Below are 12,258 nucleotides of genomic sequence, written 5' to 3'. Positions count from 1 at the left end.
CGGTCAGTGGATGCGCATTATAGGGAGTCAGAGAATTCTAGCAAGTGTTTTTTTGCATTTTTATTTTAACTGATTATCTTTCATACTTTACGCCCATTTATCCATCAAAAACTGAGAGATTAGCCTTAATTTGATAAAAAAATGGCGGCTATCAAAGCCGCCATTCAGTTTATCTATTGAATCTAAAAATAATATCGCAATTAATTTATTACTGTTTCGCTACGATTTCATTATTTTCTACATCTAATGTTACAGGGATGCCAGGGATTAACCTACCTGACAATATCTCTTGTGCCAGTGGATTTTCAATTTCCTGTTGAATCGCACGTTTCAATGGCCTTGCCCCATATATTGGATCATAACCTGCTTCACCAATTTTCTCGAGAGCAGCAGCCGTTGCTGTCACTTCATAGCCATGTTCTTCAAGACGTTTATATAAACGAGCAAGTTGAATATTGGCAATATTCATAATTTGCTCTTGGCCTAATGGATGGAACACAACAACTTCATCTATACGGTTAATAAATTCAGGTCTGAAACTATGGGCAACAACTTCCATCACCATATCTTTCATTTCTGAATAACCAATCATGCCAAACCGCTCTTGAATCAAATCAGAACCAAGGTTTGATGTCATGATAATTACCGTATTACGAAAATCGACAGTTCTACCTTGACCATCAGTTAAACGTCCATCATCCAATACCTGTAATAAGATATTGAATACATCAGGGTGAGCTTTCTCAACTTCATCCAATAAAATAACTGAATATGGACGACGTCTTACAGCTTCTGTTAAATAGCCGCCTTCTTCATAGCCAACATAGCCTGGAGGTGCCCCAACCAAACGAGAAACTGAGTGTTTTTCCATAAATTCAGACATATCGATACGAACCATCGCATCATCGCTATCGAACATAAAATTCGCTAACGCTTTACATAACTCAGTTTTACCTACACCTGTTGGCCCTAAGAACATAAAAGAACCAATCGGACGGTTTGGATCGGCTAATCCTGCACGGCTACGTCGGATAGCATTTGATACAGCAACAACGGCCTCATCTTGGCCAATTACTCGTTGATGTAGCTGTTGCTCCATACGCAATAGTTTTTCTCTTTCACTTTCTAACATTCTTGAAACTGGAATACCTGTCCAGCGTGCAAGAATTTCAGCAATTTCAACATCAGTAACTTTATTACGTAAAAGCTTCATGCTTTTACCTTCTGCCTTGGTTGCAGCATCAAGCTGTTTTTCCAATTCAGGTATACGACCGTATTGCAACTCAGACATTTTAGCTAAATCACCCACACGACGTGCTTTTTCCATTTCAATACGGGTGTTTTCTAATTCAGCTTTAATGTGCTGCGTACCTGTCAATGACGCTTTTTCAGCTTTCCATTCTTCATCTAAAGAAGAATATTCACGTTCTTTTTCAGCTAATTCTTCTTCAAGCATTTCGAGACGCTTTTTACTTGCATCATCAGACTCTTTCTTCAATGCTTGCTGCTCTAGCTTTAACTGAATAATTCTACGTTCTAATCTATCTAAGGATTCTGGTTTCGAATCCATCTGCATACGTAAACTCGCGCCAGCCTCATCAATTAAATCAATCGCTTTGTCTGGCAACATACGGTCAGTAATGTAACGGTGCGATAGCGTCGCTGCAGCTACAATAGCTGGGTCGGTAATTTGCACATGGTGATGCAACTCATAACGCTCTTTCAACCCACGTAAAATTGCAATGGTGTCTTCAACTGATGGTTCTGCCACATATACTTTTTGGAAACGACGCTCTAAAGCCGCATCTTTTTCAATATATTGGCGATATTCATCCAGTGTCGTTGCACCTACGCAATGTAGTTCACCTCGCGCAAGTGCAGGTTTCAACATATTACCTGCATCCATTGCACCGTCAGCTTTACCTGCACCGACCATTGTATGCAACTCATCAATAAATAGAATGACGCTACCCTCTTGCTTAGCAAGGTCATTCAACACGCCTTTTAAACGTTCTTCAAATTCACCGCGATATTTAGCACCAGCGATCAGTGCCCCCATATCCAGTGATAATACGCGTTTATTTTTTAAGCCTTCCGGCACTTCACCATTAACAATACGTTGTGCTAAACCTTCAACGATGGCCGTTTTACCTACACCTGGCTCACCAATTAAAACTGGATTATTTTTGGTACGACGTTGTAAAACTTGAATAGTACGACGAATTTCGTCATCACGCCCAATCACTGGGTCTAATTTGCCTTGTTCTGCTCGCTCAGTTAAGTCGACAGTATATTTTTTCAAGGCTTGACGCTGATCTTCAGCGCTTTGGTCATTCACTTTTTCTCCGCCTCGCATCTGTTCTATTGCCTTTTTTAAGTTATCTTTATTAACACCTGCTGCTTTGAGCATATCTGCTAATGTTGTATTGGCTTCTAAAGCGGCAAGTAGAAATAATTCTGAGGAGATAAACTCATCTCCATGCTTTTGTGCTAGTTGATCGCACAAATTCAAATGACGCATTAAATCACTTGATGGTTGAACATCACCAGCAACACCTTGTACTTGAGGTAAACGCGTCAATGCATCTTCAATCTTTTGCTTAAGCTGTACGGCATTAACACCTAAAGTTGTCAGCAAAGGACGTACAGTGCCACCTTCTTGGTTAAACAAAGCACTGAGTAAATGAATAGGTTCTATAAACTGGTTTTCACGCCCAAGGGCTAATGACTGGGCGTCAGCGAGAGCTTGCTGGAATTTATTAGTTAAACGGTCCAGACGCATAACACCTCCGATAATAAATGGGATTAGAATTGCTACTGGAAATAAGATGAGGTCTATTTTTGAAGTTTCAAGTTTTAGGTGCGATTATTTTCAATATAGTTGTTAAATTAGAACAAAAAACCATTTACTAGTTATTTATCCATATTAGTGAAGCCATTCTCCCCGTCTTCCCCTCACGTCGATAGGAAAAAAATCTGTTTTCTTCAGTCACAGTGCAAAAAGAACCACCATAAATAGATATTATACCGACTGCTTGCAACTTTTTTCGCGCTAGTAAATAGATATCCGCCAAGTATTTATCACCATGAGAGGTAAAAGCTAAACTCAATTCAGACGATTGATTAAGAAATGCGTCTCTAACTTCAGCACCAACTTCAAATTTTTCAGGCCCAATTGCAGGACCGAGCCAAGCCATGATTTCATCTGGTGGACAAGAAAATTTAGCAACGGTATTTTCAAGGACACCGTTGCATAATCCACGCCAACCAGCATGAGCTGCCGCGACTTCAGTTCCATTTTTATTACAAAATAACACAGGCAAGCAATCTGCGGTCATGATCGCACATACTTGCTCTACCGTATTAGTATAGACGGCATCTGCTTGTTTGCTTTTAATTATGCCGTTATCTAAGTGTAATACAGTGGTACCGTGCACTTGCTCAAGCCACAACGGCTGCTGTGGCAACTGAGCAAGAGAAACCAGTCTGCAACGATTTTCACTAACAGCCTTAGGGTCATCATCAACATGACAACCTAAATTCAGACTATCAAACGGTGGCAAACTTACGCCACCAATACGAGTAGTACTGCAGCTTGCTATATTTTTAGGCTGTGGCCAGTCAGGAAAAATCAATGCGCTCATTACCAATCCATATTGTCTTTATGTAATTTAGTATCCGCTTTTAAAGCGTCGATTAATTTTACCATATCATCAGGCAATGGTGCATGCCACTCCATTTGGATCCCTGATATTGGATGAAATAGACGCAACATCGTGGCATGAAGCGCTTGTCTATCAAAACCACGCATCACTTCTAAAAACTCATCTGTAGCGCCTTTTAATGGGCGAGGTCTGCCGCCATATAACGCATCACCAATAAGAGGATGATTAATATGAGCCATATGAACGCGAATTTGGTGTGTTCTCCCAGTCTCTAAACGCAAGCGCAAGCGTGTATGTGCTCTAAAGTGTTCCATGACACGATAGTGTGTAATCGCTGGTTTTCCCATTGGATGAACGGCCATGTGGGTTCTTTTAGTTGGATGCCTTGAAATAGGTTCCTCAACCATGCCACCTGCTGTCATTCTGCCAACAGCAACAGCTTCATACTCACGTGTAATTTCTCTCAATTGTAGAGCTTCGACCAAATGCGTTTGAGCAGGAACCGTTTTCGCCACGACCATCAAGCCTGTCGTGTCTTTATCTAAACGATGAACAATACCAGCTCTTGGCACATCGGCAATTTCTGGATAGCGATATAATAGTGCATTAAGTATCGTGCCATCAGGGTTGCCCGCACCCGGATGAACAACTAAACCGCGAGGTTTATTAATAACTAAGATATCATCATCTTCATAAACTACATCTAATGGAATATCTTGAGGCTCCCAGCGTTTATCTTCTTCAATAAGCGCATCGACTAAAATTTGTTCGCCACCTAAAACTTTTTCCTTTGGCTTATTGATAACTTTGCCATTAACCTGCACTCTATCAGCTAAAATCCATTCTTTTATGCGTGAGCGTGAATAATCAGGGAACAATTCGGCCAAAGCCTGATCTAAACGTTGACCGAGCTGTGATTCAGCGATGGTTGCACTAAGTTGTACTTGTTGAGCCATAAATTAATCTACTTTTTTCGTGTTTGTATTTTGACGGCGCTGCCGTTTCATTTAAAATATATGCTATTGTAACCCGAATCTTTGCCGGGAGCCTTATGGATAGACTCCCTCGAAACACTCAGAGGATAACCTACACGTGATGATACGTATGAAACATCTGGTGGCTGCTGCCACGTTAAGCCTGGTTCTCACCGGGTGCTCCAGCAATAGCGAGATCAGCCCTGATAGCTCCCCAGCTGAAATTTATAGTACGGGTCAGCAAAAATTACAGGATGGTAACTATAAAGCTGCGATTAAACAGTTTGAAGCTTTGGACAATCGCTATCCGTTTGGCCCATATGCCCAGCAGGTTCAATTAGACCTTATTTACGCCTATTATAAATCCGCTGAGCTACCAATGGCGATAGCCGCGATTGACCGTTTCATGCGTTTAAATCCAACACATCCAAACATAGACTATGTTATTTATATCCGTGGCCTAACGGCTATGGCATTGGATGACAGTCTGCTGCAAGGCCTCTTAGGTATCGATCGTTCTGATCGTGATCCTCAGCATGCGCGTGTTGCATTCAAAGATTTCAGCCAACTCGTTCGCTACTATCCTAACAGTCTTTATTCAAATGATGCTAGCAAGCGTCTAATATATCTAAAAGATCGTTTAGCTAAGTTTGACCTGTCTGTCGTAGAATACTACAACAAACGGGGTGCATATGTCGCGGTTGTTAATCGTGTGCAGCAAATGCTAAAAGACTATCCAGATACAGAAGCAACACGTAACGCTTTGGCGTATATGGAAATTGCTTATAATCAGATGGGACTAGATCAAGAAGCAAATAAAGTTGGCAGCATTATAGCGGCTAACCCTCAGTAACATCTTGGTAAGATCTAAAACAGCAGCCTTGGCTGCTGTTTTTATTTCATCGCTAATTATCATAACTTGCTATCTATTAATCTGCTTTCAGATAACCTAAAATTTTACCCAAAAAGAGTACCGACCATTAACCGTTACGATAGTCAACTCTGTCAGTTTCTCCTAATCAAGTAAATTTGGCAATCCTTTTCATTCCCTTTTTTATGCAAAATCACACTTCAGATGGCCAACTCACTACTCCTCATTGAAATGTGATCCACGTCAACTTTTCATCATGAATTATGGGTATTCTAAATACATTAGAGACGGAAACAATGAGAGGTAACTATATGATAGTGAACATTACTAGTAAGCAAATGGATATTACCCCAGCAATTCGTGAGCACATTGAAGACCGTCTAACAAAACTCGATAAGTGGCAAGTTTCCCTGATTAATACCCATGTGGTGTTATCAAAAGAACCACAAGGCTTTATGGTTGATGCCAACATAAAAACAGCTACGGGTAAATTAGTAGCAAGCGCCAAACATGAAGACATGTATGTTGCAATAAATGAACTGATTAACAAACTTGAAAGACAACTCAATAAAGTTCAACACAAAGGAGAATCAAGAAGGGCTAACAATAGTGTAAAAGAAGCGAACATTGTTACGTTATAAGTAGTTACGTTATAAATAGTTACGTTATAATTTTATATTATCTATCAACTTATCTTGAAACTTTGCTAACGCGCTCATTACGGGCGCGTTTTTTGCTAGTTATTCTTTTTAATTGACTTTCTCCTAGCTATCAGGTCTATTTAACAGATGTTTAATTATAGGTGTTATAAATGAACTTCAATTCTGTCTTCTTTTTCTTCTTTTTTAGCTACTCTTAAATAAGGGGCTTTTGTCGTTCGAGAAAAAAAAGAAGACAATATTTTAAAGCCCCCTACTTAGGGGGCTTTTTTATTCAATAATATTTTATAGGGTGGGTTGGATGGAAAATAGCAATAATTTATTAAAAGTACGTGAAAAAATCACTCTATTAGATAGTGAGCTACTCAACCTTCTAGCAAAACGTAGAGGTTATGCAGTCGAAGTCGCTGAAACTAAAATTGATGATAATCGTCCAATTCGTGATAAAGAACGTGAGCGCCAATTACTCGATATATTGATTAACAAAGGAAAGCCATTAGGATTAGATGGCTTCTATGTTACTCGATTATTCCAAATGATAATTGAAGATTCAGTGCTCACTCAACAAGCTATCCTACAACAGCACCTAAATTTGACACCGAATGATTCGGCGAGATTTGCTTTTTTAGGTCCTAAAGGCTCATATTCACATATTGCTGCTCGCCAATATTCAGCTCGTCACTTTGACCAATTAGTTGAATGTAGCTGCCATAAATTCCAAGATATTTTCTCTCTCGTGGAAAGTGGCCAAGCTGATTATGGTATTTTACCTATTGAAAATACCAGCTCAGGTGCAATTAATGACGTTTATGATTTACTACAAAATACGTCGCTATCTATTGTAGGCGAGATCCGACTGCCAATTAACCATTGCTTACTTGCTATGGGAAACACAGATTTAAGTAAAATAGATACCGTTTACAGCCATCCTCAACCTTTCCAACAATGTAGTCAATATTTAGCTCAATACCCTCATTTGAAAATAAAATATTGCGATAGTACATCCACGGCGATGCAAATGGTGGCAGAACTGAATTTACCGAATGTCGCAGCTTTAGGTAGTGAGGCTGGTGGCGCACTATATGATCTTAAAGTTCTCGAGCATAATTTAGCTAATCAACAAATCAATATGACTCGTTTTATTGTTGTCGCGCAGCAAGCAATTGAAGTCACAGAGCAAGTTCCAGCTAAAACAACTCTGTTGGTAACTACTGGTCAACAAGCGGGTGCATTGGTCGATGCCTTAATTATTTTAAAAAATAATAAGATAATTATGAGTAAACTAGAATCTCGACCAATTAATGGTAAGCCATGGGAAGAAATGTTTTATGTCGATGTGCATGCCAATCTACGTTCAGATAATATGCAGCAAGCATTAAAAGAATTATCGACAATTACTCGTTCAATAAAAATACTCGGATGCTACCCTTCTGAAAATATTGTGCCAGTTGAACCTGAGAAAATCATACCTTAATAAATAAGCTGCCCTATAACCCCATAAGTAGGGCAGCTTATTATATAAAATTTAATTTTACTCTTGTGTAACAGGCTTTGAATTCACACGAAAATAGCTCGCTAGCTCTTTCAAATGAAACGCTTGCTCATTAAGAGAGCCTGCGGCAACAACGGATTCTTCAACTAAACTTGCATTTTGTTGCGTCATTAAATCTAACTGCCCTACTGCACTATTAATTTGTGAGATACCGTCACTTTGTTCACGACTTGCCTGCCCAATTTCTTGTAGCAATGCATTCATTTCTTGTACGCTCGCTACCATACCGTGAATTTGGTTACTTGCCTTTTCGACTAGTGACATACCGTCTTTAGCTTGAGATGATGAGTTATCGATTAATCCTCGAATATCATTTGCTGAAGCTGCACTTTTTTGTGCTAACAACCTCACCTCCCCCGCAACAACAGCAAAACCTCGTCCGTGTTCTCCGGCTCTTGCCGCCTCAACCGAGGCATTTAAAGCAAGGATATTCGTTTGAAATGCAATCGAATCAATCAAATTAATAATATCGGTCATTTGTGCTGAAGAGGTATTGATGGCTCGCATTTTATCAGTGAGCTGGATCATCATTCGACCATTGTCTTTTACCGCGATCTCCGCATTGTTTGCCAATGAGGTCGCTTCATGAGTGTGTTCTGTTGTATTTTGTACCGTTGAAGTAATCTGCTCCATAGAGCTCGCTGTTTCTTCTACAGAAGCCGCTTGCTCTTCAGTTCTTGCCGCTAGATTTTGATTTCCTGCAACTATTTGACCCGCAGCAGCTGAAATACTTTCAGAACCATTTTGCATTTCTTGTACAATTTCCAACAACCGGGCTTTCATATCTACAAGAGATTCCAACAAAACCCCAGTTTCATCTTTAGACTGTATTTTAATATCTTTAGTTAAATCACCACTCGCAATTGCTTGAGCAAAACCAACTGCGCTATCTAATGGGCGAGTAATGCTGATCGTTATAAACCATCCCATTGCACAACCTATAGCGATACTCACAAAGGACAATATTGCTAATAAAACTTTATTTGTTTCATAGTCTTCATTAACTTGATGCCCTACCTCCTGCATATCCAAATCCTGAATTGACATTAACGTTTGAATTTGTTCACGATAATCACGCTGAATACTCAAAGTTTTTGTCATCATTTCATCAATAGCAGCCTGACGATTATTTTGATTCAATAATTCCATAATGCGTGCTTGTGACTCATGGAATTGTTTTCGAATAAGATGGAGATCAGATAATGCTTCTTTTGAGCGACTATCTGTTACGCTATTATCGAGCTTCTCAATGAGACTGGTAATATTTTGACTAATTTTAGCCAACTCTTCCTTGCGCTTATCGCTGCCGCGGTCATCAAGTAAAATAAGTTGCTGCATAGCAATATAAGAATAAAAATTATCCATCATTTGCCCTGCTGTCGATGCGATAGGATAACTTTTAAATAGAACTTGTTGCATACCTTCATTAGCTCGGCTTAAGTTTACCGATGAAAATATAGAACTTAAAACGATGAGGGTTATAAATACACCGAATGCAATCGTTAATTTAATACTAATCTTAAGATTTTTAAAAGACATATAGTTACCACACTTATCATCATTTAATGAATAGTGTTATCGGTATAAATCGGGGGATCTTTATCAGATAAGTCGACTAATTTATAAATATCAATTTGAAAAATTGATTAATTTAAATTTATACAATAGATTAATTCAATAGCGAAGTAAGGCAATCGATTCATTCACCATAAACTATGATAATAAGTAAAATTACTTATTTTAAATAAATTTAATCATATGGAATGAAATTCAGCATAAAAATAATTAATGAAAAGAAAAATGCGTTATCCCTTAGAGACACTTTTGTCCTAAGGGATGTTATAATATTACATTATTTACGATTATCATTAGCGCGTTGCAATAACGACTGACTTTCTTTCATAAAATGATGAGCATCTTCGCCAAACCACTGGCTAACTTTATTAAATTGCTCTATAAATTCTGCCTTATCATTTCGTTCGAGCATTTCAATCGATTGCCCTAATAAACGATAGTAGCGGCGAATAAGCTCAACATTTTCATCTGAAGACATAATGATATCTGCGTATAGTTGAGGATCTTGGGCAAATAACCGCCCTACCATCGCCAATTCTAAACGATAAATAGGTGAAGAAAGCGATAGTAATTGTTGTAAATCGACTTCTTCATTTGCTAAATTTTGTCCATAAGCAAAAGTCGTAAAATGACGCAATGCTTGGATAAAGCTCATATTCTTATCATGATCTTCAGCAGTAATCTTTTTTAGTCTAGCTCCCCAAACTAATAATTGCTCAAGAAACCATTGATAGGACTCGGCATCTCGACCATCACAATAAGCAAAAACTTGTTTTGCCACACTATCGACATCAGGTCCAAACATCGGGTGTAACCCGAGAACAGGGCCTTCATGAACAGTAAGCATTGCTTCTAATGGTTTTTGTTTTATCGAGGCAATATCAATAAGGATCGTGCTTTTATCCAGTGTGGGTAATTGATTAATGACATTCACCGTCAAATGAATCGGTACACTAATAATAACGACACTTGCCCCAGCAACGATAGATTTTGCTTGAGGCCAATCATTTTCACCTAAGGTTTTTACCTGATATCCCGATAAAGTGAGTAACCGATTAAATAATCGTCCCATTTTACCGTCACCACCCACGATAACGATGGGGCCGGCAGATGGATTTAGTGTTTTAAAACCTTTATCATTTTCACGCGCATAAGATTCTCGCATAATCCGCCTGAGCACATCTTCAATTAAATCAGGCGGAACCCCTATACGCTCGGCATCAAAACGGCGAGCGGCTAACATGCTCGACTCGCGTTCCGGTACGTAGATTGGTAATCCATGCTGACTCTTTACTTCACCGACTTCAGCAACAAGCTGTAACCGCTTAGCCAATAATTCCAGTAAAGATTTATCAACCTCATCAATTTGGTCCCTTAAATGGGATAATTCAACAGACATACCAATACCTTGCTTAGCTTACTTTGCTTAATTTTCGTGCGCGTTGTTCAAGCATAGGTAACATGGCTTGATGTAGATTACGCAACACAGATTCCGTTGTTTGCCAATCAATACAAGCATCTGTCACAGAAACACCGTATTTCATGGTGTCACGTGGCTGTTCAGAGGTTTGATTCCCCTCATTGATATGACTTTCCACCATAATACCTGTAATTGACTCATTACCATTAGTTATTTGTTCAATGATAGAATCAATAACCAATGGCTGGCGACGGTAATCTTTATTTGAATTACCATGGCTACAATCGACCATTAATGACGGTTCAAGCCCTGCTTTTTTCATTTCTGCTTCACATGCAGCAATATCTTCAGCACTGTAATTAGGTGTTTTACCGCCACGTAAGATCACATGACCGTTCTCGTTGCCTTTTGTATGCAATAAACAAACTTGCCCTGACTGATTAATTCCCATGAAACGGTGTGGCATTGCAGCCGCTTTCAGCGCATTTATCGCAGTTGATAAACTACCATCAGTACCGTTTTTAAAACCAACTGGCATTGATAAGCCTGAAGCCATTTCTCGGTGAGTCTGCGATTCAGTTGTTCTAGCGCCGATAGCTGACCAACTAAATAAATCACCTAAGTACTGAGGATTATTAGGATCAAGTGCTTCTGTCGCGAGCGGTAATCCCATATTGACTAAACTTGTCAGTAAGTCGCGGGCAATATGTAATCCTTTTTCCATTTCAAAAGAACCGTCCATAAAAGGATCGCTGATTAATCCTTTCCAACCCACAGTAGTACGAGGTTTTTCAAAATAAACACGCATCACAATATATAAGCTATCACTTAACTCTGCGGCTAGACTTTGTAAACGCTCACCATATTCAATAGCGGCATCTACATCATGAATTGAGCAAGGACCACATACCACGAGTAAGCGCGGATCACGCTGATGAATTATATCAGCGATAATTTTACGCGATGTCGCAATGGCATGCAGATTGTTGTGACTCAGTGGAAACTTATGTTTCAGGCTTTCAGGAGTAATAAGAACCTGTTCATCTTGAATATTCACATTATTGAGTACATCTTTTTGCATGATCATTTTTTACCTATTTAGCTTATTATTTATATATTGTGTTTAAGTGCGTAAGCAATAACATACCATGGTACGTAAAGAATTCAATCCATTAATGTAAAATAATTCCATATCTGTAAACAATAAATTACAGAAATGCAATCCACTGAATAAAAAGAGTTTTTAATTAAAATTAATATTTAAAATATTTAAAAATGAGTTTTAAACAAAAAATCGTATAGTTAAGTTTACAAAAATAAAAAATAACGAAATCACATTTATTTAGAATGGTATTGTGAAGAAGAAGGTTATTCCTAATCTATAATTCAAATAGTTCAAGTTGTAGCAAGGAGGCAAATGAATGAGACGCAAGGAGCGTACATGAGGACTAGTGCAAATAAATGTTACTAACACAGACACAGCGCGAAATATAACTTCTTAACTCTATTTATATTTATTCTATTTATTCTATTTATTCTATT

General features: G+C 38.6%; 9 protein-coding genes and 1 other annotated feature. Of the genes, 3 read left to right on the top strand and 6 right to left on the bottom strand.

What is annotated here, in order from left to right; translation table 11 throughout:
• Positions 1 to 208: 208 nt before the first annotated feature.
• The 3 genes from clpB to rluD all read right to left on the bottom strand — a co-directional run bounded on the left by clpB (position 209) and on the right by rluD (position 4,621).
• Complete coding sequence (clpB, locus tag ACTH6U_RS20865) at positions 209 to 2,782, bottom strand: ATP-dependent chaperone ClpB (protein ID WP_294107359.1); 2,574 nt, start codon at positions 2,780 to 2,782, stop codon at positions 209 to 211.
• A 127-nt stretch (positions 2,783 to 2,909) separates the two neighbouring features.
• Entirely contained in the window at positions 2,910 to 3,644 is a 735-nt protein-coding gene (gene yfiH / locus ACTH6U_RS20860; protein ID WP_441833055.1) for a purine nucleoside phosphorylase YfiH, read from the bottom strand.
• The gene (gene rluD / locus ACTH6U_RS20855; protein ID WP_294107355.1) at positions 3,644 to 4,621 is read right to left on the bottom strand and encodes a 23S rRNA pseudouridine(1911/1915/1917) synthase RluD; all 978 of its coding nucleotides are present in this window, start codon (positions 4,619 to 4,621) and stop codon (positions 3,644 to 3,646) included. Before rluD ends, yfiH begins: the two co-directional genes overlap by 1 nt.
• Positions 4,622 to 4,760: 139 nt before the next feature.
• Between rluD and bamD the strand changes: the two genes are divergently transcribed.
• The 3 genes from bamD to pheA all read left to right on the top strand — a co-directional run bounded on the left by bamD (position 4,761) and on the right by pheA (position 7,643).
• Entirely contained in the window at positions 4,761 to 5,492 is a 732-nt protein-coding gene (bamD, locus tag ACTH6U_RS20850; protein WP_441833054.1) for an outer membrane protein assembly factor BamD, read from the top strand.
• 329 nt (positions 5,493 to 5,821) lie between these two features.
• Complete coding sequence (raiA, locus tag ACTH6U_RS20845; protein WP_294107352.1) at positions 5,822 to 6,151, top strand: ribosome-associated translation inhibitor RaiA; 330 nt, start codon at positions 5,822 to 5,824, stop codon at positions 6,149 to 6,151.
• A gap of 169 nt (positions 6,152 to 6,320) precedes the next feature.
• Positions 6,321 to 6,444, top strand: a sequence feature (Phe leader region).
• A gap of 26 nt (positions 6,445 to 6,470) precedes the next feature.
• On the top strand, positions 6,471 to 7,643 hold the full coding sequence (gene pheA / locus ACTH6U_RS20840; protein ID WP_441833053.1) for a bifunctional chorismate mutase/prephenate dehydratase: 1,173 nt from the start codon (positions 6,471 to 6,473) through the stop codon (positions 7,641 to 7,643).
• 57 nt (positions 7,644 to 7,700) lie between these two features.
• Here pheA and ACTH6U_RS20835 read toward each other — a convergent pair whose 3' ends face one another.
• The 3 genes from ACTH6U_RS20835 to ACTH6U_RS20825 all read right to left on the bottom strand — a co-directional run bounded on the left by ACTH6U_RS20835 (position 7,701) and on the right by ACTH6U_RS20825 (position 11,803).
• A complete protein-coding gene (locus ACTH6U_RS20835; RefSeq protein WP_294107348.1) occupies positions 7,701 to 9,260 on the bottom strand; it encodes a methyl-accepting chemotaxis protein in 1,560 nt (519 codons plus the stop codon).
• A 313-nt stretch (positions 9,261 to 9,573) separates the two neighbouring features.
• A complete protein-coding gene (gene tyrA / locus ACTH6U_RS20830; RefSeq protein ID WP_441833052.1) occupies positions 9,574 to 10,695 on the bottom strand; it encodes a bifunctional chorismate mutase/prephenate dehydrogenase in 1,122 nt (373 codons plus the stop codon).
• Between the two features lie 13 nt (positions 10,696 to 10,708).
• Positions 10,709 to 11,803 carry a 3-deoxy-7-phosphoheptulonate synthase gene (locus ACTH6U_RS20825; protein WP_294107344.1) on the bottom strand — a complete coding sequence of 365 codons (1,095 nt, stop codon included), beginning with the start codon at positions 11,801 to 11,803 and terminating at the stop codon, positions 10,709 to 10,711.
• Positions 11,804 to 12,258 lie beyond the last annotated feature (455 nt).

The sequence above is a fragment of the Providencia sp. genome, assembly GCF_052096715.1.
Lineage (GTDB): Bacteria > Pseudomonadota > Gammaproteobacteria > Enterobacterales > Enterobacteriaceae > Providencia.
This window is presented reverse-complemented; position numbering and strand designations above follow the sequence as displayed.

What these genes read in the sequence shown, in the direction of transcription:
- clpB (WP_294107359.1), bottom strand. Translation starts at nt 2,782, where the DNA reads ATGCGTCTGGACCGTTTAACTAATAAATTCCAGCAAGCTCTCGCTGAC.
- yfiH (WP_441833055.1), bottom strand. Translation starts at nt 3,644, where the DNA reads ATGAGCGCATTGATTTTTCCTGACTGGCCACAGCCTAAAAATATAGCA.
- rluD (WP_294107355.1), bottom strand. Translation starts at nt 4,621, where the DNA reads ATGGCTCAACAAGTACAACTTAGTGCAACCATCGCTGAATCACAGCTC.
- bamD (WP_441833054.1), top strand. Translation starts at nt 4,761, where the DNA reads ATGATACGTATGAAACATCTGGTGGCTGCTGCCACGTTAAGCCTGGTT.
- raiA (WP_294107352.1), top strand. Translation starts at nt 5,822, where the DNA reads ATGATAGTGAACATTACTAGTAAGCAAATGGATATTACCCCAGCAATT.
- pheA (WP_441833053.1), top strand. Translation starts at nt 6,471, where the DNA reads ATGGAAAATAGCAATAATTTATTAAAAGTACGTGAAAAAATCACTCTA.
- ACTH6U_RS20835 (WP_294107348.1), bottom strand. Translation starts at nt 9,260, where the DNA reads ATGTCTTTTAAAAATCTTAAGATTAGTATTAAATTAACGATTGCATTC.
- tyrA (WP_441833052.1), bottom strand. Translation starts at nt 10,695, where the DNA reads ATGTCTGTTGAATTATCCCATTTAAGGGACCAAATTGATGAGGTTGAT.
- ACTH6U_RS20825 (WP_294107344.1), bottom strand. Translation starts at nt 11,803, where the DNA reads ATGATCATGCAAAAAGATGTACTCAATAATGTGAATATTCAAGATGAA.